This is a genomic window from Streptomyces apricus, assembly GCF_008369065.1.
Classification (GTDB): Bacteria; Actinomycetota; Actinomycetes; order Streptomycetales; family Streptomycetaceae; genus Streptomyces; species Streptomyces apricus.
The window spans coordinates 709809-731316 of record NZ_VDFC01000046.1; the positions used below are offsets into that span (position 1 = coordinate 709809).

Genomic DNA, 21508 nt, shown 5'->3' on the forward strand with positions numbered 1-21508 from the left:
CGCCCCCACGGTCCGGTAGAACTCCCCCAGCCGTGCCTCGCCCCACCGCTCGGCGATCATCCGGCAGGCCAGCCACCCCGACTCGTACGCCCGGGCCAGCTTCCCGGCGTCCCCGCCGAAGCCGAAGTCCCCGTCGGCGGGCAGTGCGGCCGGGACCCGCCCTTCGGTCACCGCGCGCGTCAGTTCGGGGGCGGCCTGCCGCGCCGAGCGGCCGGTGCCGCGGTAGCCGACCCAGTCCGCGTACCCCTCCGACAGCCACAGCGGGGTCGCCGCCGAGGTCGCGGCGCGGGTGGCGACATGGGTGGTCTCGTGCGTGAGCACGACCTGCCGGCCGAAGGAACCCAGCATCCCGTACGCCTCGGGGTTCACGATGATCCGGTCGGCGGGCGCCTTCCCGGGAGCCCCCGTCTCGCCCGTGGTGACCGCCGCGATCCCCCGGTACCCGGACGCGGGCGCCCCCAGCAGCTCCGCCATGTCCTCCAGCGACGCGGGGACGAGGACGACGACCCGCTCCGGCCAGTCCCCGCGCCACGCCCGGGACACGGCGGGCACCGCGCGGTCCGCCAGCCCCGCGTAGCCGCGCAGCGCGCCGCGGGACTGCCCGACCCCCAGGACGAGGCTGTGCGCACCGCGTACGACGGACACGGCGCCCTGTTCCCACAGCTGCCGGGGGGAGTTCTCGGCGGGCCGGTCGGCGCTCACGTACCAGCGGCCGTCGACGCGGGTGAGGCCCAGCGTGCGGCCGGTGACGACGGGCGCCCGGTCGTGGCCGTCGATGCGGTAGCGCAGCTCGGCGTCGGCCGTGGCGCGGTCGCCGGAGCGGTGGAAGCCGGTCACGCGGTAGGACCAGCCGGCCAGCGGGACCGCCTTCAGGTTCCTGAACTGGGCGCGCGCCCCGGCCCGGGCGCCGCCGGCCGCCGGGCCCGGCGCCGCGGTCGTCACGAAGGCCTGCTCGCTGCCGTCGCGCACCGCCGCCGCCCGCCGGTCCAGCACCCGCCGGACGTCGGCGGGCGCGGCGTCGGTGTCCGCGGGGGCGCCGCAGCCGACCGGAGCGGTCGCCGTGGCCAGGGCGGCCAGCAGCAGTCCCACGATCCATTTCGGCGCACGTCCACGACCAGCCACGATCCTGATCGTACGGCGCCCGGCCCGTCAGGTCAGGGGCGCGTCACGGCGGAGACGGGCATCATGCCCACCGGGTCGTAGCGCACGGGGGCGCCCGGGTAGGGCGCGTGGATCACCTGGCCGTTGCCGACGTACATCCCCACGTGGCTGGCGTCGTCCCGGTAGGTGACGAGGTCGCCGGGTTGTGCCTGGGAGAGCGGGACCTGCCGTCCGGCGTGCGCCTGGGCCTGCGAGGTGCGCGGCAGACCGACGCCGGCCTGCCCGTACGACCACTGCATGAGGCCCGAACAGTCGAACCCCGAGGGGCCGTTGGCGCCCCAGACGTAGGGGCGGCCGAGCGCCGAGCGGGCCGCGGCGACGGCCGCGGCGGCCCGGCCCGAGGAGGGCACGGCGCCGGTCAGGTCGGGGGTGCGGCCGCCGCGGGAGGCCCGGTCGTAGGCGGCGCGGTCGGCATCGGGCATCGTGTCGAGCAGCCGGCGCGCCTCGGTCAGCTTCCGCTCGACGGTGCGTTTGTGGCGGGCGACGGCCTTGCGGCTGCGGTCCAGTTCGGCGAGCTTGCGGGTCGCCTCCGCCCGGTCCTGGGCGAGGTCGCGCATCGCGGTCTGCAGTTCCTTTAGTTCACCGGCCTGGCGGGCGCCGATGCGGTCGAGCGCGGCCGCCTTGTCGAGGTACTCGTCGGGGTCGTCGGAGAACATCAGCGCCAGCGACGGGTCGAGGCCGCCGGAGCGGTACTGCGCCCCGGCGAGCGAACCGAGCGCGTCCCGCATGGTGTTGATGCGCTCCTGCTGGCGGGCGATCCGGTCCTGTGCCGTGCCGACCTGCTCGTGCAGGAGGTCGGCGCGTTCGTCGGCCTCGTTGTACGACTCGGTGGCGTGCTCGGCCTCCTCGTACAGGCGGTCCACCTCGGCCCGCCGGTCGTCCTGCGGTGCATGCGGCGCGGCGCCGGCGGGCGGGGCCAGAGCACCGAGGGCCGCGGCCGCGGCGGTCAGCGCGCAGAGGGCGGCGCCTCGGGCGCCCCGGTCGAGGCCGGACGGTGCTGGGCGGCGATGGAACCCCAAAGGAAGCCGCTCCCTTCCGCTGACGGTCTGTCGGTCCCCCGGTGTTGGGGGAAACCCGGCAGACAGTAGCCGTGCGACTGCGCGGTGACCAAAGACCATCGCGTGCACACAGCGTGACGCCCCGCCTCAGACGCAGGTCATCAGCGGGGCGTGGGGTCAGCGGGGGCCACGGGAATTCGCCCGTTCGGGCGGCGCGGCGATCATCCTCCGGGAGGCCCCGGAGGAGCGTGCGTCAGACGCGGACGCCGAACTGGAAGGAGCCGATCGTGCTCATCGACTCCAGGCGGACGACGGCGCCCGGCTTCGGGGCGTGCAGCACCACGCCGTTGCCGGCGTACAGGCCGACGTGCGCGAGGCTGTTGAAGAAGACCAGGTCGCCCGGCTTGAGCGCGTCGCGGCCGATCTTCGTGCCGTCGTTCTGCTGGGTGTACGTGGTCCGGGTGATCGACACACCGGCCTGGCCGTACGCCCACTGCGTCAGACCGGAGCAGTCGTACGAGTTGGGGCCGCTGCCGCCGGAGACGTACGGCTTGCCCATCTGGGTCCGCGCGGCGGCGAGGGCGGCGGCGCCGTAGTTGGAGCCCGCGACCTCGTTGCCGGTGTCGAGCTCGACGCGGTCGCCGGCGTCACGGCTGGCGCGCTGCTCGTCGGCGGCGATGGCCGCCTTCTCGGCGGCGGTGAGGCTGTTGAGCAGCTTCTGCGCGTCGGCGAGCTTGCTCTGGACTTCCTTCTTCTTCTTGGCCAGCGTCTCGCGGGTGTCGGAGAGCTGCTTGAGCTTGCCGGCCGCCTCCTCGCGCTGCTGGGCGAGGACCCGCTGCTTCTCCTGGACCTTCTTGAGCGCCTCGACCTGCTGGGCGCTCAACTGGTCGATGGTGGACGCCTTGTCGAGGTAGTCGTCCGGGTCGGCGGAGAGGAAGAGCTGCACGGAGGGGTCGATGGCGCCCGTGCGGTACTGGGAGCTGGCCATCAGACCGAGGCCGTCGCGCATGGAGTTGAGATCGTCCTGGCCGCGGGCGACCTGGTCCTGGAGGGTGTCGATCTCCTTCTCCAGCTTCTCCTGCTTCTCCTCGGCGCCGTTGGCCTTGTCGGTGGCGCGCTCGACCTCTTCGTAGAGCTTGTCGACCTTCGCCTTGACCTCGTCCTTGCTGGGCTTCTCGCCGGGCGCGGCGTTGGCCGCCTGCGCGCTGAGGGCGACGGCCGCGGTGGCAACGGTGGTGAGCACGGTCACGCGGGTGCGGCTCGGCTGCTTCGGTCGACGGTGGGACGCCACGGAGGCGAGCTCCTTCATTACCTCAGCCGCCCACCGAGGACGCCGGTGTGCGGTGCCCCTCCGCCGTCACTCCCAATGAGTGATCACCCGAGCGGAGGTTCGAGGCCTGACCCTAGTGATGACCCTGTGATCAGTTCAAATCCTCTCAGGAAAAATCTCGGTCACCGGTCGTATTCTTTGCTCACAACTCACGTGCAGTGATGTTCGATTGACGCTACGTTGCGTGAAGGTTTCGCCAATTCGGGCAACCTGACCATGTGTTGCTCTTGGGACGTCCGGCACCTATATGACGTACGGGACGGAACGGCGGGCCGGATCGACCGACCTGACCGGGGTGCCCACGAAGGGCGGTCCTCAACCCCGCGAGAGGCGCTTGAGCAGCACCGCGGAGGCCACCGGACGGGCGCCCGCGGCCGCCACGCCGTCGGCCACCTCACGGTCGGTGGAGACGACGATGACCGGCCGCCCCGGCGGTTCCGCGCGCACCAGCTGGCGGATCAGTTCGTCCGCGGTGACGCCCGGTTTGGAGAACAGCACCCGCACCCCGCGCGGCGGCGCGAGCAGCACCGGCGCGGCCAGCTCGGCCCCGTCGAAGACGCAGGTGACCTCGGCGCCGGTCTGCGCGGCGAGCTGCGAGAGCTGGCCGAGCAGGCGCAGCCGCTGCTTCTCCAGCGGCATCTGCGGATAGCCGGTCTTGGTGACGTTGTAGCCGTCGACGACCAGGTGCGCCTGCGGCAGCGCCAGCAGCTGGTCCAGGACGGCGGGGTCGCTGTCGGACAGCGCCCGGGCCGCGATGTCCTTCGGCGTCATGCGCCCCGGTTCCACCGCGTCCACGGTCTCCGCGGGCCGCACCGACACCGGTGGCAGGGCCAGTTCGCGCCGCAGCCCCTGCGCCGCGTCGAGCACGGTGTCCAGGAGCAGCCGTACGCGCATGTCCTCGACGCTGCGCCCCTCGCGCGCCGCGCGGCGGGTCGCCTCCAGGGAGGCCTCGACCTCACCGAGCCGCTGCTTCAGACGGCGGGTCTCGCTCTCGGCGGCCGACACCTGGGCCTGCCCCTCACCGCGCGCGGACTCCATCTCGGCGCGCAGCTTGCGCAGCGCCGCCTCGCCCCGCTTGACGTCGCTGAGGGCTCCGCGCAGCTTGCGGTGAAGCGATTCCGCTTCCTTCTTCGCCGCGTCCAGTTCGGCGCGCAGCCGCTCCGTCTCGGCACGGGTCTGGTCGCGGGCCCCGGCGAGCTCCTCGCGCAGCCGCTCCAGCTCGGCACGGCTCTCCTCGTCGGCCCGCTCGGCGTCCGCCCGCAGGGCCTCCTCGCCCGCGGCGGTCACCAGCTTCACCCAGCCCGGGGGCCGCAGCACGTAGGCCGCGGCCGCCACGTCCAGCGGGTCCGCGGCCGGGGGCGGCGCACCGGAGTCGAGGGCGCCGGCGAGCTCGGGCTGCGCGTCCCTGAGCTTCTCGGCGATGCGCTGTCTGAAGAGCGGGTCGGTCTCCATCGCCGCCGCCATGGCGGTGCCCGCGAACTTGGCGCGGCGGTTGGGGGCGAAGCGGGCGTACTGCCGCAGCTGGACGGGCAGTTCGGACACGGTCAGGCCGCCGAAGCCGTCCGAGACGATCTGGACGACCCTGCGGCGCACGCCGTCGGGCAGCGGACGGTCGAGCACCTCGGCGTCGCCGTCGTCCGGCTGCGCGCCCGCGGTCTCCACCATCCTTCACCCCATCGTCCGTGCGGGGCCCGCTCCCGTCAGGAGCGGGCGCCCGGCCTGTCCACCAGTTCCACCTGATCCACCGCGTTGCACCAGCGGCAGCGCACGGACTCGATGGTCTCACTGACCACGTCCCGCTCCTCGACGCTGGGTTCCCCGGCCAGATCCAGGTGCACGTACTCGACGACCTTCGACGAACGCGTCACGTCGAAGCGCGTGAGGTTGCCGCAGAGCGTGCAGCGCCACCGGGTCTCGGCGGTCGGCAGGGGAACCGTCATCGTGGCAGTCGCTCTCTTTCCGTGTGTCTCCGTGTCGCACCAGTTTCCCTGGAGCGTATGGCTCGTAACCCTACGGCCTGGCGGGTACTCGACGCCCGTCCGGCGGAAGCGGCGAGGCACTCTGCACGGTTGGGTCCCGTTACGTCATGCTCTGTGCATGTTCGGCAACTGGGGCAGGTCCACCGGCAGGACGGCCGGGACGGTCAGGGCGGTCAGATCCCTGCGGAGTGAGCCCGCTCCGGTGACCCACGGGCTGATCGCCGTGTGCTGCCTGGTCTTCGTGATCGGGCCGGCCTCGGGGCTCTCCCCCGCGTACGGCACCGGTGACGAGCTGCTCTCCGCACAGCGGGCCTACTTCGAGCGGTGGGGGGTGGTGCCCGTCGAGCTGTTCCGGGGGACGCCGCGGGCCCTCGGCACCCCCGCCACCGCGCTCTTCGTGCACGGCAGCTGGCTGCATCTGCTGGGGAACATGCTCTTCCTCTACGTCTTCGGGGCGATGGTCGAGGAGAGGATGGGCCGTTTGCGGTTCGCCCTCTTCTACCTGGGCTGCGGCTACCTCGCCCTGCTGGGCTACGCGGGCGCCCACGCCGGTTCGGCGCAGACCCTCGTCGGCGCGTCCGGGGCGATCTCCGCGGTCCTCGGCGCGTTCCTCTACCTGTTCCCCAAAGCCAGGGTGACCAGTCTCTTCCCGTTCCTCTTCTTCCTGCCCCTGCGGTTCCCCGCCTGGGTGGTCCTGCCCTTCTGGGTCTCCCTGCAGTGGCTGGCCGCGGGCCGCGCGACCCAGGGCCCCGGCGTCGCCTACCTGGCCCACCTGCTGGGCTTCTCGGCGGGCTTCCTGTGGGCGTGGGTGCGGTACGGGCGTCCGGCTAGAGTGAAATCCCCAGCGCCGGCCACCCAGGGAGAAAACCAGCCGTGATCACCGCGATCGTGCTCATCAAGACCAGCGTGGACCGGATTCCCGAGATCGCCGAGTCGATCGCGGCGCTGGACAGCGTCAGCGAGGTCTTCTCCGTCACCGGCACGTACGACCTGATCGCCATGGTCCGGGTACGGGCCCACGACGACCTGGCCGACGTCATCCCCGGCCGGATCAGCAAGATCCCGGGGGTGGAGGGGACGGACACGCACGTGGCGTTCCGCACGTACTCCCAGCACGACCTGGAGGCGGCGTTCGCCATCGGAGGCGACGACTAGCCCCTAGGCGGCGGGAACGCAGCGGCCGTTCTCCGTGCGGTAGGTCCAGCTGGCGCCGTTCGTGACGAGCTCCTTGACCGCCCGCAGGAACCGCTCCACGTGCTCGTCGGGGGTGCCCGCGCCGAAGCTGACGCGGACGGCGTTCAGCGACTTCTCGCCGGGCGCGGCCTCGGGAGCGCCGCACTCGCCCTGCGCCTGCGGGTCGCTGCCGAGGAGCGTGCGCAGCAGCGGGTGGGCGCAGAAGAGGCCGTCGCGGACACCGATGCCGTACTCCGCGGAGAGCGCGGCGGCGAAGTGCGAGCTGTTCCAGCCCTCGACGACGAACGAGATCACGCCGACACGCGGGGCGTCGTCCCCGAAGAGCGACAGGACGCGCACCTCGGGCACCTCGGCCAGACCCCGGCGGACGGTGTCCACGAGGTGCTGCTCACGGGCGACCAGGGCGTCGAAGCCGGCCTCGGTGAGGGCCTTGCACGCGGAGGCGACGGCGTAGGCGCCGATGACGTTGGGCGAGCCGGCCTCGTGGCGGGCGGCGCTCTCGTGCCACTCGACGTCCACGCCGCCGTCCGTACGCCGCGACACCGTGCGCGAGGCACCGCCGCCCGCGAGGTACGGGTCGGCCTCGCGCAGCCAGTCGAAGCGTCCCGCGAGCACGCCCGAGCCGAACGGCGCGTACAGCTTGTGCCCGGAGAACGCGACCCAGTCCAAGTCCAGCTCCCGTACGGAGACCGGGTGGTGGGGGGCGAGCTGGGCGGCGTCGAGCACGATCCGGGCGCCGTGCGCGTGGGCGGCGGCGGCCAGTTCCCGTACGGGCCACAGTTCGCCGGTGACGTTCGAGGCGCCCGTGACGCACACCAGGGCCGGGCCCTGCGGGTCGCGCTCCGCGAGGGCCCGCTCCAGGGTGGCGACGGCCTCGCCCGGGGTGCGCGGCGCGTCGAGGTAGGTGACGCGGGCGTCCTGCCACGGCAGCAGCGACGCGTGGTGCTCGGTCTCGAAGACGAAGACCTGGCAGTCGGCGGGGAGGGCGGCGGCCAGGAGGTTCAGCGAGTCGGTGGTGGACCGGGTGAAGACGACCTCGTCGCCGTCGCGGCAGTCGAGGAACTCGCCCACGGTCCTGCGGGCGTTCTCGAAGAGGTCCGTGGAGAGCTGGGAGAGGTAGCCGGCCCCGCGGTGCACGCTGCCGTAGTACGGGGCGTACGCGGCCACGTCGTCCCACACCCGCTGGAGGGCGGGGGCGCTGGCGGCGTAGTCGAGGGCGGCGTAGGTGACCTCGCCGCCGGTCACGAGCGGGACGGTGACGTCGCGGCCGAGCACCGGCAGGGGCGCGGAGGCGGCGGTGGCACAGGGGGCGGTCCGGTCGGCGGCAGCGGTGGAGACAGACATGGCGAGCTCCTGTGGGCAGGCGGAACCACTGGGCCGGCGGGCGGCGCACGGCACAGGGAAGTGAACGGGGAAAGGGGTACGCGGAGGTGGGGCTCGGCGCCCTATCGCATTCGCTTGCTCATGTAAGGCTCCCTCGAACGACCAGGACCCCTGGTGTCCCCGCTCCAGCGAGCGGCGAGGGGTCCGCGCTTGCCGTAGACCTCACTGCCTACGACCTGGTCTTCACCCGGGGCACCCCGCCACGGACGGAGGGTTGCCGGACAGTCGGCCGGGGCCTCATGACTGTCACTCATGACCTGCCAGCATCTTGCCATACGATCACCACGACGCAACCCGCTGTCCGCATGACGGAACAGTGCGGGTCGGTGGGGGCCGATCGCGCAGTTCCCCGCGCCCCTGGGTACCTGGGGGCGCGGGGAACTGCGCAATCTTTCAGGGGCGCGGGGAACTGCGCGACAAGCCCCCACCGACCCGCACCCGACGTCCTACGAGTTGGACGCGGCAACCCACCGCTCAAGCACCTTCAAAGCGGCCCCCGAATCGATCGCCTCCGCGGCGCGAGCCATCCCCGCCCGGAGCTGATCCGCGAGAGGGCCCGGGCCCGGCGACAGGGCCACCAGCGCCGCCGCCGAGTTGAGCAGCACCGCATCCCGCACGGGCCCCCGCTCACCCCCCAGCAACCGGCGCGCGACCTCCGCGTTGTACGCGGCGTCGGCCCCCCGCAGCGCCTCCACCGGCACCAGGTCGATCCCGACGTCCCGCGGGTCGAAGGCCTCCTCCCGCACCTTCCCGTCCCGGACGACCCACACCCGGGACGTGGCCGTGGTGGTCAGCTCGTCGAGCCCGTCGTCGCCGCGGAAGACGAGCGAGGAGTTGCCGCGCTCCGCGAGGACCCCGGCCACGATGGGCGCCATGGGCGCGTGCGCGACCCCGACCGCCTGGGACCTGACGCGGGCCGGGTTGGTGAGCGGGCCGAGGAAGTTGAACGTCGTGCGGATGCCCAGCTGCCCCCGCGCCGCCGCCACATGGCGCAGCGCCGGGTGGAACTTCACCGCGAAGCAGAAGGTGATCCCGGCCTCCTCGGCCACCTCGGCCACCCGCCGCGGGGTCAGCTCCAGGTTGACGCCGAGCTTCTCCAGGACGTCCGAGGCGCCGGACGCGGAGGAGGCGGCGCGGTTGCCGTGCTTGACGACCTTGGCGCCCGTGCCGGCGATGACGACGGCCGACATCGTGGAGATGTTGACGGTCTTCGCGCCGTCGCCGCCCGTGCCGACGATGTCGACGGTCTCCCCCGGCACCTCGATCACGTTGGCGTGCGCGTACATCGTGCGGACCATGCCGGAGATCTCGTCGACGGTCTCGCCCTTGGCCCGCAGTGCCACCGCGAACCCGGCGATCTGGGCGTCGGTCGCCTCGCCCCGCATGATCAGGTCCATCGCCCAGGCCGTGTCGTCGGCGCTCAGGTCGCGCCCCTCCAGCAGGCCGTTCAGGAGGGCGGGCCAGGAACGGCCCGCCGCGAAGTCGCCTCCGGCGGGGGTCACAGCGCTCATCTGCCGCTCCTGAATTCGTGTGCGTGGACGTACGGGGGTCCGTACGGGGTCGGGGACGGTTCCACCCTATCCAGCCCCGGGACGGCGAAGAGCCCCGTCCAGGTACCGGACGGGGCTCCTGCGGTGGCGGACAGGTCGGGGATCAGTGGTGGCCGTGGCCGCTCGTGATCTCCTTGTACTCCTCGGCGGTGGGCTTCGGGATCTGGCTGTCCTCGCCGTAGTAGGCGTTGCTCAGCTTGGCCCGCAGCTTCTGCGGTCCCTTCACCTTGCGCTCGACACCGTTCTCGTCGACCGCGGGGCCGATCTCGGCCGGCTGGTACTGCTCGTGCGCCGTGAGGGTGTGCAGGGCCTCCTGGCTGAGCGGCTCGTGCACCTCCACGAACTCACCGTGCGGCAGGCGCTTGATGATGCCCGACTCGCGGCCGTGCAGCACCTTGTCCTTGTCCCGGCGCTGCAGGCCCAGGCAGATCCGCTTGGTGACGATGAACGCGATGACCGGTCCGGCGAAGAACCCGATCCGGACGAACCAGGTGACCGAGTTGATCGACAGGTGGAAGTGCGTGGCGACGATGTCGTTGCCACCGCCGATCAGCATGATGACGTACCCGGTGATCCAGGCGACACCGAAGGCCGTACGGGTCGGGGCGTTGCGCGGGCGGTCCAGGATGTGGTGCTCGCGCTTGTCCCCGGTGACCCAGGACTCGATGAACGGGTAGAGCGCGATGACCGCCAGGAAGACACCGAAGAGCACCAGCGGGATGAGCACCCCGAGGACCAGGGTGTGGCCCCAGAAGTTGATCTCCCAGCCGGGCATCGCACGGATCAGGCCCTCGGCGAAGCCCATGTACCAGTCGGGCTGGGCGCCCGTGGACACCTGGTCCGGCCGGTAGGGCCCGAGCACCCAGATCGGGTTGATGGTCGCGACCGCGGCCATCATGGCGATGAACCCGAAGACCAGGAAGAAGAAGCCTCCGGCCTTGGCCATGTAGACCGGCAGCAGCGGCATGCCGACGACGTTCTTGTTGGTCCTGCCGGGACCCGCGAACTGGGTGTGCTTGTGGTAGAAGACCAGGATCAGGTGGGCGACCACGAGCCCCAGCATGATGCCGGGCAGCAGCAGGATGTGGATCGAGTAGAACCGCGCGACGAAGTCGCCGCCCGGGAACTCCCCGCCGAACAGGAACATCGAGATGTACGTGCCGACGATCGGCATCGACAGGATGGCGCCCTGGGTGAAGCGGACGCCGGTGCCGGAGAGCAGGTCGTCCGGGAGCGAGTAGCCGGTGAACCCGGTGAACATGCCCAGGACGAACAGCAGGAAGCCGAACAGCCAGTTGACCTCACGCGGCTTGCGGAACGCGCCGGTGAAGAACACGCGCATCATGTGCACGAACATGCCGGCCAGGAAGACGATGGCCGCCCAGTGGTGGATCTGCCGGATGAGCAGACCGCCGCGGACGTCGAAGCTGATGTCCAGCGTGGAGGCGAAGGCCTCCGACATCAGCTGCCCCTGGAGCGGGACGTAGCTTCCGTGGTACTCGATCTCGTTCATCGAGGGGTGGAAGAACAGCGTCAGGTACACACCCGTGAGGATGATGATCAGGAAGCTGTAGAGGCAGATCTCGCCCAGCATGAAGGACCAGTGGTCCGGGAAGATCTTGCGCATGTTGGCCTTGGCCAGGGAGTAGATCCCCAGCCGGCCGTCGGCCCAGTCGGCGACCCGCTCGCCGGCCGGCGCCTTCTCGCGCGAGCGCGAGTCGGAGGTGGTCGTAGTGCTCATCCGCGCTCCCAGAAGGCAGGACCGACGGGCTCGTCGAAGTCGCCGAGCGCTTCGAGGTAGCCCTCGTCGTTCACACCGATGCGCAGCTGCGGCAGGGGGTGACCGGCCGGGCCGAAGATCACTCGGGCACCGTCGGAGAGGTCGAAGGTGGACTGGTGGCACGGGCAGAGGACGTGGTGCGTCTGCTGCTCGTACAGCGAGATCGGGCAACCGACGTGGGTGCAGATCTTCGAGTACGCCACGATACCGTCGTGCGACCATTCGAGCTCGCGCTTGTCCTTGATGTTCTCCGGCTGCAGCCGGACGATCATCAGGGCCGCCTTGGCGATCTCGGTCTGGAAGTCGTGGTCGTGCTCCTCCAGGCCCTCGGGCTTGGCGAAGGTGAGCGAGCCCACGGTGACGTCGGAGGGACGCAGCGGCTCGTCGGTGTTCATGTTGACGAGCAGCTTGCCCTTGGACCACAGCGTGTGCCGCAGCTTGTCCTCCGGCAGCGGACCGAGGTCGCGCAGCAGGACGATGCCCGACAGCGGGAACAGGGTCAGCGCGCCGAACATCGTGTTGCGCAGCAGCTTGCGGCGGCCGAGCGCCGACTCCTTGGCACCCTGCTTGAAGTCGGCCATGACCTTGGCCTTGACCTCGGGCGGGGCCTCGATCGCGTGGCGCTCGTCGGCGATCTCCTCGTCGGACATCAGGGTGCGGGCCCAGTGGACCGCGCCCGCGCCGATGCAGAACAGCGCCAGGCCGAGCGTCATGCCCAGGGCGAAGTTCAGACCGCTGATGTGGCCGAGCGGGAAGATGTAGACGATCCGGTCGGCCGGGATCGTCACGAAGGACGCGATGAAGCCGATCGTGGCCAGCATCGAGACCGTGAACAGCAGGGCGACCGTGCGCTCGGACCGCTTGGCGGCCCGCTCGTCGATGTCCTGGATACGGTGCTGGTGCGGCGGCAGACCCGGGTCCGCGAAGGGGTGCTTCTCGTCCGGCACGCCCACGTCGCCGTGCGCGTGGCCGTCGGTGGCCCGCGCGGCGGGCAGGTTCTCGTCTGGGTTCTCTTGGCTACTCATGACTTCTTGGCCTTTGCGGTCCGGGCGGCGACCCATACGGCGACGGCGATCAGCCCGCCGAGACCGAAGATCCAGCCGAAGAGGCCTTCGCTGACCGGCCCGAGGCCGCCCAGCTCCATACCACCGGGGCTCTCCGAGTCATCGCTGTTGACCGTGTCGAGGTACGCGATGATGTCCTTCTTGTTCTTCTCCGTCAGCGTGGTGTCGGGGAAGACCGGCATGTTCTGCGGGCCGTGCAGCATGGCCTCGTAGATGTACTTCGGGTCGACGTCGTCCAGCGGCGGGGCGTACTTGCCCTCGGTGAGCGCGCCGCCCTTGCCGGTGAAGTTGTGGCACTGGGCGCAGTTGGTGCGGAAGAGCTCGCCGCCGGCCGCGATGTCCGCGCCCTTGGGGTCGTACTGCTCCTCGGTCGGCACGGCGGGGCCGGCGCCGAGCGAGGCGACGAACGCCGCGAGCTGGTCGATCTCGGCCTGCGAGTAGATGTTCTTCTTGTCCGGCACCTGCGCGCCGGGCTGCTGGGCCGGCATGCGGCCGGTGCCGACCTGGAAGTCGACGGCCGCGGCGCCCACGCCCACCAGGCTCGGACCGTCGGTGGTGCCCTGACCGCCGGTGCCGTGGCAGCTGGCGCAGCCGACGGCGTACAGCTTCTTGCCCTCGTCGATGGCGAGGGACTGGGCGGATGTTTCTGCCTGTGCCTTGTCCGCGGGCGCGAACGCGGTGTACAGCCCCCCGGTGGCCGCCAGCGCGAGGAGTAGGACGACGACCGCCGCCAGCGGATGGCGTCGTCGTGCGGAGAGCTTTTTCACGGATTACCCCGGTGTCAGGATCTTCTGCGTCGATGCTTCTGGAATGTACGCGGGAACTGGCCCGGCTACTTGATCATGTAGATCGTGGCGAAGAGGCCGATCCAGACGACATCGACGAAGTGCCAGTAGTAGGACACGACGATTGCGGCGGTCGCCTGCTCGTGCGTGAACCTGCGGGCGGCGTAGGTGCGCCCGAGGACCAGCAGGAAGGCGATGAGACCACCCGTCACGTGCAGGCCGTGGAAACCGGTGGTCAGGTAGAACACCGAGCCGTACGGGTCGGACGAGAGCGACAGGCCCTCGTGCTTGACCAGCTCCGTGTACTCGTACACCTGGCCGCCGATGAAGATCGCACCCATCACGAAGGTGACGATGAACCACATCCGGAGCTTCTTCACGTCCCCGCGCTCGGCCGCGAACACGCCGAGCTGACAGGTCAGGGAGGAGAGCACCAGGATCGTGGTGTTGGTCGCCGAGAACGGGAAGTTCAGGGCGGATGCCATTTCCTTCCAGTGTTCGGGACCGGTCACCGATCGGATGGTGAAGTACATCGCGAAGAGGGCCGCGAAGAACATCAGCTCGGAACTCAGCCAGATGATGGTTCCGACGCTGGTGAGGTTCGGCCGATTGACCGACGGGTGCGCGTGCCCGGTATCTACTGTCGTTGCTGTCGCCACGACCGACATTATGTCGGTCGCTTATCCCGCCCTCACCCCGGGGGGTGCCGTTCGGGGTGTCTGTGGTGTGTGTCCAGCCCGTATGGCCCATCGAAGCCGTGTCCGAACCGGTGTGGAGCACGTGATCGAGGGAGTAGCATCCGCGCATCGGACTGTGTCCGTCCCTGTCTCTGCTCTGTGCTCTACGACGCTGACGTCCCGGAGGAAGAATGCAGCCGACCGCAACGGTGCTGGTCTACAGCGACGACTCCAACACCCGCGAACAGGTGCGGCTCGCCACGGGGCGCAGGCCCGCCACCGACGTCCCCCAGGTGGAGTTCGTCGAGTGCGCCACCCCCGCCGCGGTGATCAAGGAGCTCGACCGCGGCGGCATCGACGTGTGCGTGCTGGACGGTGAGGCGGCCCCCGCGGGCGGGATGGGGATCTGCCGGCAGATCAAGGACGAGATCTTCGACTGCCCGCCGGTGCTGCTGCTGATCGGGCGGCCGCAGGACGCGTGGCTCGCCACGTGGAGCCGGGCCGAGGCGGCGGTGACGCTGCCGGTGGAGCCGGTGGAGTTCGCTTCCGCGCTGGCCGGGCTGCTCCGCAGTAAGCGGGCCTTGAGCGCGTAGGCGCCGTTCGGCTTCTGGTGGTGGGGCGGCTGCGGGCCGTGTGTGGCCGGTCGCGCAGTTCCCCGCGCCCCTCCGCGTAGGGCCCTGCGGGCCTCTACGCGGGCTCCGGGGTCAGACGGGAGCGGTCCTCCGGGGGTGTGTCGTTCGGGGTGTCGGGGGTCAGGGCGCTGCCCTTGCGCCAGTTCTTCCAGGTGAGGTTCCAGTCCCCGAAGCCGTTGCCGAACGGGTCCATCATGTCGCCGTACGAGTTGACGACCTTGACGATGTCGCCGGCGCGGAAGGTGTCGAAGAACCACTCGGCGTTGGCCGTACTCATGCCGGTGCAGCCGTGGCTCACGTTGGCGGCCCCCTGCGAGCCGGCGGACCAGGGCGCGGCGTGCACGTACTCGCCGCTCCAGGTGACCCTGGTCGCGTAGTACACGGGCAGGTCGTAGGAGTCCGCGCTGCCCTCGGCGATGCCGATGCTGGTCCCGCGCATCCGTACGAAGTACTCCTTGCCCAGGACCACCTTGACGCCGTTGCGCGTGTCGAAGCCCGGCTTCCCGGTGGTGACGGGGATGGTCCTGATCGCCTCGCCGTTGCGGTAGACCGTCATCGAGTGCGCCGCGGCGTCCGTCACCGCCTCCATGCGGTCGCCCGTGGTGAGCTTCAGGGGCTTGGCGGTGCCGCCCCAGAGCCGCTCCGCGACCCTGATGCCCGCGAGGTTGCTGGACGCCCGGACGGTGGCGTGGGCGGGCCAGTACTCCTTGGGGCGGTAGTGCAGCTTCTTGTCGTCCACCCAGTGCCAGGCGCCCTGGACCGCGGGCGTGGAGCGGACCTTGAGGGCCCGTTCGACGACGGCGCGCGCCGCTTTGTCCCTGACCGGGGCGCTGAGCTCGGCGGTGACGGGCTGGCCGACCCCGTACCGGCCCTTGTCGGGGCCGAACACCACGTCGAGCCGCTTCTTGGTCCGGGGGGTGCTGGTCTCCAGGTCGACGGTCCTGCGGCCGGGCGCGCCGTCCTTGTTCTCGGTGCTGACCCGGACCGTGTAGCGGGCGCCTGCCGCGAGCGGTGAGGTGCTGTGCCACCTGCGTCCGTCGGCCGACAGTTCGCCCGCGACGTACCGTCCTGAGGCGTCCGTGGCGGTCACGTCGGTGATGCGGCCGCCGGAGTCCTTCGCGGTGATCTCCAGGGGCTTGTCCGGGTCGGTCTTCTTCCCCTCGCCGACGGCCGCGCTGAAGGAGATGTCCCGCGTGGCATCGTAGGGGTCGGCCGAGAGCGGGTGGCCGTCGGAGCCGCAGGCCGTGGCGCCCGCCCCCAGGGCGACCACCAGCGCCGTGCAGCCGGCGGCGGTACGGTGCCGCGGGCGCGCCGTACCGCCGCCGGCGCCCCGGGAGGAAACTGAGTGGCTCATGTCCCGAGCCTAGGAACGGCGGCCGGGCACGGCGCGCCCATTGGGCCGTGCGGGGGACGGGCGCAGGGCAAAAGGGGGAAGCCCGGACCCCCTGGGGGTGTCCGGGCTTCCGTGCGCCGAGCGCGTGTTACTGGTTCTGGTTCTCTCCGCGGTAGTACTCGAAGACCCAGCCCCACAGGCCGACCAGGATGATCGGGGCCGAGAAGTAGAGCAGCCACCAGCCGAAGACGACGCCCATGAAGGCGAAGGCGCCACCGATGCCGAGGGCGAGCGGCTGCCAGCTGTGCGGGCTGAAGAAGCCCACCTCGCCGGCGTCGTCCGCGACGTCGGCCTCCTTGTTGTCCTGCGCGCCCGTGTCGACCCGCCGGGCCGTGAACCACAGGTAGTAGCCGATCATGACGCTCAGGCCGAAGCCCAGGAAGAGCGCCGTGGTGCCGGCCGGCTCCTTCGACCACACGCCGTAGACGATCGCCATGACGAGGATGAAGACGGCGAGCCAGATGAACATCTTGCCCTGGATCTTCACTTGGCTGCCTCCTTGCCGCCGGCGAGCGCCTTCTCACCGTGACCGGCGTTCTCAAGCTGGTCGAGAGCGGCGATCTCCGGGTGGTGCAGGTCGAAGGCCGGGGATTCGGAACGGATCCGCGGCAGGGTGATGAAGTTGTGCCGCGGCGGCGGGCAGGACGTCGCCCACTCCAGCGAACGGCCGTAGCCCCACGGGTCGTCGACCTCGATCTTCTTGCCGTACTTGGCCGTCTTCCACACGTTGTAGAAGAAGGGCAGGATCGACAGTCCGAGGACGAACGAGCTGATCGTCGAGATCGTGTTCAGCGCGGTGAAGCCGTCGGCCGCGAGGTAGTCCGCGTACCGGCGCGGCATGCCCTCGGCACCCAGCCAGTGCTGGACGAGGAAGGTGCCGTGGAAGCCGGTGAACAGCGTCCAGAAGGTGATCTTCCCGAGGCGTTCGTCGAGCATCTTGCCGGTGAACTTCGGCCACCAGAAGTGGAAGCCGGAGAACATCGCGAACACCACCGTGCCGAACACCACGTAGTGGAAGTGGGCCACCACGAAGTACGAGTCCGAGACGTGGAAGTCCATCGGCGGCGAGGCCAGGATGACACCGGTCAGACCACCGAAGGTGAAGGTGATCAGGAAGCCGGTGGCCCACAGCATCGGGGTCTCGAAACTCAAGGACCCCTTCCACATGGTGCCGATCCAGTTGAAGAACTTCACACCCGTCGGTACCGCGATGAGGAAGGTCATGAAGGAGAAGAACGGCAGCAGTACTCCGCCGGTGACGTACATGTGGTGCGCCCACACCGTCACGGACAGGCCCGCGATGGCGATGGTCGCGCCGATCAGGCCCATGTAGCCGAACATCGGCTTGCGGGAGAAGACCGGGATGACCTCACTGATGATGCCGAAGAACGGCAGCGCGATGATGTACACCTCTGGATGCCCGAAGAACCAGAACAGGTGTTGCCACAACAAGGCGCCACCGTTGGAGGCGTCGAAGATGTGGGCGCCGAACTTGCGGTCCGCCTCCAGCGCGAACAGGGCAGCGGCCAGCACGGGGAAGGCCAGCAGCACCAGCACCGCGGTCAGCAGCACGTTCCACACGAAGATCGGCATGCGGAACATCGTCATGCCCGGGGCGCGCATGCAGATGATGGTGGTGATGAAGTTGACCGCGCCCAGGATGGTGCCGAAGCCGGAGAACGCCAGACCCATGATCCACATGTCGGCGCCGATGCCCGGCGAGCGCACCGCGTCCGAGAGCGGGCTGTAGGCGAACCAGCCGAAGTCGGCCGCGCCCTGGGGGGTGAGGAAGCCGCCCACCGCGATCAGCGAGCCGAACAGGTACAGCCAGTAGGCGAACATGTTCAGCCGCGGGAACGCCACGTCGGGCGCGCCGATCTGCAGCGGCATGATCCAGTTCGTGAAGCCCGCGAACAGCGGGGTGGCGAACATCAGCAGCATGATCGTGCCGTGCATCGTGAACGCCTGGTTGAACTGCTCGTTCGACATGATCTGCGTGCCGGGACGAGCCAGCTCGGCGCGCATGAGCAGCGCCATGACGCCGCCGATGCAGAAGAACGCGAACGACGTGACCAGGTACAGCGTGCCGATCGTCTTGTGGTCCGTGGTGGTGAGCCACTTGATCACGACGTTGCCCGGCTGCTTGCGCCGGACGGGCACCTCGTTCTGGTAGTGCTCGGTCGTCTCAGCGGCACCCTGGGGTTCGTTGAGGATGCTCACAGTACGTTCGTCTCCCGTTCCTTCTCGTGTTCCGTCTGCTCGATACCGGCCGGGACGTAACCGGTCTGGCCCTTCTCGGCGAGCTCCTTGAGGTGGGCCTCGTAGCGCTCGGGAGAGACGACCTTCACGTTGAAGAGCATCCGGGAGTGGTCGACGCCGCAGAGCTCGGCGCACTTGCCCAGGAAGGTGCCCTCCTTGTTGGGCGTCACCTGGAACGAGTTGGTGTGACCCGGGATGACGTCCTGCTTCATGAGGAACGGCACCACCCAGAAGGAGTGGATGACGTCACGCGAGGTGAGCACGAAGCGCACCGTCTTGCCCTTGGGGAGCCAGAGGGTCGGACCGGGGTTGCCGGTCTGCTGATTCCTCGTACCGGGCGTGCCGACGTCGTAGACCCCGCCGGCGTTCGCCGGGAAGTCCTTCTTGAACCGCTCCGGGATCGCACCGAGGTTCTTGTCCGTCTTCGCGTCGCCCGTCGCGCCGTCGACGTTCTCGATGTAGTTGAAGCCCCAGCTCCACTGGAAGCCGACGACGTTGACCGTGACGTCCGGCTTCTTGTCGAGGCTGAGGAGCTTCGACTCGTCGCGTGCCGTGAAGTAGAAGAGCACGGAGACGATGATGAGGGGGACCACGGTGTACAGCGCCTCGATGGGCATGTTGTACCGGGTCTGCGGAGGAACCTCGACCTTGGTGCGGCTGCGCCGGTGGAAGAACGCGCTCCACAGGATCAGGCCCCAGACCAGCACGCCCGTGGCAAGTGCTGCGGCCCACGAGCCCTGCCACAGGGAGAGGATCCGGGGAGCCTCTTCGGTGGTCGGGGTGGGCATACCAAGGCGGGGGAAGTCCTCGTAGGTGCAACCGGTGGCGGTCGCCAGGACCAGGCCCGCAGTCAGTGCCTGCAGCAGCTTCCGCCGCATCGGGCGCCGCGGCATGGGGGTACCGCCCGCGCCCTCCAGGGCGTGGGGGAGGTCGGAGCCGTAGGGACTCACGTAGCGCCTTCCCGAGAGTCTCGCCCGCGCGGTCGGCTGCGGCCTTCTCGCTGGTAGGTCGCCGCCCTGCGTCGGGCAGGGGTTTGGATGTTTATGCGGACCAAACCCTACTGGACGCTTTTTGGGGTCGCGCGGGGAGGGTCCCCAACGCGCCGCCACTCACCCCGAAGGGGTGGAATCGGCGGCTCCGGCACGTATGTGACGCCCCATTCATGGGGCGTCCCCGGGGTGCCCGCGGCGCGGGCGGGCTCGGGTGGCGCGGACCGTGGGCGGGTGCGGCCCGGTGGGGGTCACCCGCGCAGTTCCCCGCGCCCCTGAAGACCCAGGGGCGCGGGGAACTGCGCGATCAGCCCCCACCGGCCCGCAGCCACCCGACGACCCCACCGGGCCCGGCCCGGCCGGTGGTACCGGGCGTCGTACCAGCGGTCGTCCGCCGGTGTGGAAGCGGTGGGTGTCCGGGGCGGCGGGGGACGGCTTCGCGGCCGGGGCGCGAGAGGGGCCGGTGCCCCGTGCCGGAGGAGGCCGCAGCCGGCGGCGTACGGCGGCGCCCAGCGGCGTCAGCGCCGGTTCCCGGCGGGAGCGCAGCCGTTCGGCCGCCCGCCGCAGGGCCTCGTACGGGCCGCCGGGGAAGCGGCCCACCAGGACCGCGAGGAGGCCGACGACCGCCGCCGCGACCCCGCCCCTGGTGCCCGCGTCCAGGCCGACCAGGAGCGCCGCCGCGAGCAGCGCGCCCAGGACGCTGTCGGCGCCGAGCACCACGATCGCGGCGAACCACAGCAGCCCGCGGACCGGGTCGTACGCCGCCGGGTCGAAGGCGCGCACCCCCATGCCGAGCATCCCGCCGCCCAGCGCGGCCAGGGCGGCGCCCGCCACGAAGGCGGTCAGCTTGAGCGCGGGGACGCGCACGCCCGCCGCCGACGCGCCCGCCTCGTGGTCCCGCATCGCGGCCAGGGCCCGGCCGGTGCGGCCCCGCCGCAGCGCGTGGGCGGCCGTCAGCGCGCCCGCGAGCAGGACCAGTTCGAGCGCGTAGTAGGCGCGGTCGCCCTCGAAGCCGGCCGGCCGCTCCAGGGCGAGGCCCGAGGTCGCGTACGGCTGGGTGAAGACGAAGCGGCTGACGCCGACGCCCACCGCGAAGGTCGCCAGGGCGAGGGTCAGACCGTGGCGGCCGATGGCGGGCCAGCCGGTCAGCAGCCCCAGCGGGGCCACCAGCAGCACGGCCACCGGCAGGGCGGCCGCCTCCGGGAGTGCGGGCAGGCCGGGGAAGCGGCCCGCCGCGAGCAGCGCGGTGAAGAGGGCGCCCAGACCGGCGTACGCGGCCTGGCCCAGCGAGATCTGGCCGCCGCGGCCGGTCACGACCATCAGGGAGAGGAGGACGACCGCCAGGGCCGGTACCTGGACGGACGTGTGCAGGTCCGGGCCCGCGAAGCCCAGGGGCAGGAGGAAGAGGACCACCATGACGATCCACGCGCCGGGCGGGGTCGGCACGCGCGCCGTCGCCGTGCGCGGGAGCGCGTCCCGGTGGCCGATCCCCGGCAGGACCAGGGCGGCGACCAGCAGGGCGACGACGAAGAGGTTCGCGCCCACGGCCTGCACGAGCGGCTCCAGCCGGCCCGCCGGGTGCAGCCGGGTCAGCTGGCTCTGGGCGATCCCGAGCCCCAGGGCCACCGTCACTGCCACCGGCAGGCTGCGCATCCGGGCGGCCACCGCGACCGCCACCACCTCCATCACCAGCAGCGGCATGCCGTACGGGTCCAGGCGTACGTACGGGGCCAGCAGCACCCCCGTCAGACCGGCGGTGAACGAGCCGAACGCCCAGCCGGCCGCGGCCACCCGGTCCGCGTCGACGCCGCTCAGCGCGGCGAGCCCGCGGTCGTCGACGACGGCCCGCAGCTCCCGGCCGAAGCGGGTCCGGTGGATCACCGCGCCCACGCCTGCGGCCAGCAGGAGGGTCACCGCCAGCTGGCCCCAGGGGTCCGGGGCGACGAGCACCGGCGCGTCCGGGCGCGCGCCGGGACCCCACACGAGCACCGCCCCGCCGACGAGCAGGACGAACACGCCGACGGACGCGACGAGGGTCTGCGCCGGGTCGCCGCCCAGGACCGACAGCGGCCGGAAGACGTACCGTTCCAGCGCCATGCCGATCGCCGGGGCCACCACCAGGAGCGTCAGCGGGGCGGCGAGCGCGAGCGGCCAGTGCCACTCGACGGTGAGCTGGCGCAGCAGCTGGGCGCAGACCATCGCGATCGCGCCGTGCGCGAAGTTGAGCACGCCGGTGGCCCGGTACGTGACGACCAGGCCGATCCCGGTGAGCGCGGCGGCGCTGCCCACGGAGAGCCCGGCGAGCGTGAGGTCGTACGTCAGCGACGCCATCGG

General features: G+C 71.0%; 19 protein-coding genes and 1 riboswitch. Of the genes, 3 read left to right on the forward strand and 16 right to left on the reverse strand.

Annotated elements, in window-relative coordinates; all coding sequences use genetic code 11:
- The 5 genes from FGF04_RS40175 to FGF04_RS23305 form a co-directional block, all read right to left on the reverse strand.
- The coding region (locus FGF04_RS40175; RefSeq protein ID WP_188114191.1) for a hypothetical protein at positions 1 to 1122 on the reverse strand (1122 nt) is incomplete at its 3' end.
- A gap of 32 nt (positions 1123 to 1154) precedes the next feature.
- On the reverse strand, positions 1155 to 2180 hold the full coding sequence (locus tag FGF04_RS23290; RefSeq protein WP_149513225.1) for a C40 family peptidase: 1026 nt from the start codon (positions 2178 to 2180) through the stop codon (positions 1155 to 1157).
- Positions 2181 to 2412: 232 nt separating this feature from the next.
- Positions 2413 to 3450 (reverse strand): C40 family peptidase, encoded by a 1038-nt coding sequence (locus tag FGF04_RS23295; protein ID WP_235882448.1) that lies wholly within the window; start codon positions 3448 to 3450, stop codon positions 2413 to 2415.
- A 354-nt stretch (positions 3451 to 3804) separates the two neighbouring features.
- The gene (locus FGF04_RS23300; protein WP_149513227.1) at positions 3805 to 5154 is read right to left on the reverse strand and encodes an NYN domain-containing protein; all 1350 of its coding nucleotides are present in this window, start codon (positions 5152 to 5154) and stop codon (positions 3805 to 3807) included.
- A gap of 35 nt (positions 5155 to 5189) precedes the next feature.
- A complete protein-coding gene (locus FGF04_RS23305) occupies positions 5190 to 5429 on the reverse strand; it encodes a hypothetical protein (RefSeq protein WP_149513228.1) in 240 nt (79 codons plus the stop codon).
- A 157-nt stretch (positions 5430 to 5586) separates the two neighbouring features.
- Between FGF04_RS23305 and FGF04_RS23310 the strand changes: the two genes are divergently transcribed.
- A complete protein-coding gene (locus FGF04_RS23310) occupies positions 5587 to 6345 on the forward strand; it encodes a rhomboid family intramembrane serine protease (RefSeq protein WP_149513229.1) in 759 nt (252 codons plus the stop codon).
- A complete protein-coding gene (locus tag FGF04_RS23315) occupies positions 6342 to 6623 on the forward strand; it encodes an Lrp/AsnC family transcriptional regulator (protein ID WP_149513230.1) in 282 nt (93 codons plus the stop codon). The genes FGF04_RS23310 and FGF04_RS23315 overlap by 4 nt, the downstream gene beginning before the upstream one ends.
- Positions 6624 to 6626: 3 nt before the next feature.
- Here FGF04_RS23315 and FGF04_RS23320 read toward each other — a convergent pair whose 3' ends face one another.
- The 6 genes from FGF04_RS23320 to ctaE all read right to left on the reverse strand — a co-directional run bounded on the left by FGF04_RS23320 (position 6627) and on the right by ctaE (position 13892).
- A complete protein-coding gene (locus tag FGF04_RS23320; protein ID WP_149513231.1) occupies positions 6627 to 8006 on the reverse strand; it encodes an aminotransferase class V-fold PLP-dependent enzyme in 1380 nt (459 codons plus the stop codon).
- A gap of 180 nt (positions 8007 to 8186) precedes the next feature.
- A riboswitch (SAM riboswitch) is annotated at positions 8187 to 8303 on the reverse strand.
- A 188-nt stretch (positions 8304 to 8491) separates the two neighbouring features.
- On the reverse strand, positions 8492 to 9556 hold the full coding sequence (gene trpD, locus FGF04_RS23325; RefSeq protein ID WP_149513232.1) for an anthranilate phosphoribosyltransferase: 1065 nt from the start codon (positions 9554 to 9556) through the stop codon (positions 8492 to 8494).
- Between the two features lie 142 nt (positions 9557 to 9698).
- Complete coding sequence (gene qcrB, locus FGF04_RS23330; protein WP_149513233.1) at positions 9699 to 11336, reverse strand: cytochrome bc1 complex cytochrome b subunit; 1638 nt, start codon at positions 11334 to 11336, stop codon at positions 9699 to 9701.
- On the reverse strand, positions 11333 to 12400 hold the full coding sequence (gene qcrA, locus FGF04_RS23335; RefSeq protein WP_149513234.1) for a cytochrome bc1 complex Rieske iron-sulfur subunit: 1068 nt from the start codon (positions 12398 to 12400) through the stop codon (positions 11333 to 11335). Before qcrA ends, qcrB begins: the two co-directional genes overlap by 4 nt.
- The gene (gene qcrC / locus FGF04_RS23340) at positions 12397 to 13206 is read right to left on the reverse strand and encodes a cytochrome bc1 complex diheme cytochrome c subunit (protein ID WP_149513235.1); all 810 of its coding nucleotides are present in this window, start codon (positions 13204 to 13206) and stop codon (positions 12397 to 12399) included. Before qcrC ends, qcrA begins: the two co-directional genes overlap by 4 nt.
- Positions 13207 to 13271: 65 nt before the next feature.
- The gene (ctaE, locus tag FGF04_RS23345; RefSeq protein WP_149513236.1) at positions 13272 to 13892 is read right to left on the reverse strand and encodes an aa3-type cytochrome oxidase subunit III; all 621 of its coding nucleotides are present in this window, start codon (positions 13890 to 13892) and stop codon (positions 13272 to 13274) included.
- A gap of 200 nt (positions 13893 to 14092) precedes the next feature.
- Between ctaE and FGF04_RS23350 the strand changes: the two genes are divergently transcribed.
- The gene (locus FGF04_RS23350) at positions 14093 to 14494 is read left to right on the forward strand and encodes a DNA-binding transcriptional response regulator (RefSeq protein WP_149513237.1); all 402 of its coding nucleotides are present in this window, start codon (positions 14093 to 14095) and stop codon (positions 14492 to 14494) included.
- 94 nt (positions 14495 to 14588) lie between these two features.
- Here the strand turns inward: FGF04_RS23350 and FGF04_RS23355 are convergent, their stop codons facing one another.
- From FGF04_RS23355 to FGF04_RS23375, 5 genes are all read right to left on the reverse strand, one after another.
- A complete protein-coding gene (locus tag FGF04_RS23355) occupies positions 14589 to 15887 on the reverse strand; it encodes a L,D-transpeptidase (RefSeq protein ID WP_149513238.1) in 1299 nt (432 codons plus the stop codon).
- 127 nt (positions 15888 to 16014) lie between these two features.
- The gene (locus FGF04_RS23360) at positions 16015 to 16413 is read right to left on the reverse strand and encodes a cytochrome c oxidase subunit 4 (RefSeq protein ID WP_149513239.1); all 399 of its coding nucleotides are present in this window, start codon (positions 16411 to 16413) and stop codon (positions 16015 to 16017) included.
- Positions 16410 to 18146 carry an aa3-type cytochrome oxidase subunit I gene (gene ctaD / locus FGF04_RS23365; protein WP_149513240.1) on the reverse strand — a complete coding sequence of 579 codons (1737 nt, stop codon included), beginning with the start codon at positions 18144 to 18146 and terminating at the stop codon, positions 16410 to 16412. The genes FGF04_RS23360 and ctaD overlap by 4 nt, the downstream gene beginning before the upstream one ends.
- Positions 18143 to 19078, reverse strand: a complete 936-nt coding sequence (ctaC, locus tag FGF04_RS23370) for an aa3-type cytochrome oxidase subunit II (protein ID WP_149513797.1) — start codon at positions 19076 to 19078, stop codon at positions 18143 to 18145. Before ctaC ends, ctaD begins: the two co-directional genes overlap by 4 nt.
- 267 nt (positions 19079 to 19345) lie before the next feature.
- Positions 19346 to 21505: an ABC transporter permease gene (locus FGF04_RS23375; RefSeq protein WP_235882449.1), complete on the reverse strand. Its 2160-nt coding sequence runs from the start codon at positions 21503 to 21505 to the stop codon at positions 19346 to 19348.
- Positions 21506 to 21508: the final 3 nt, after the last annotated feature.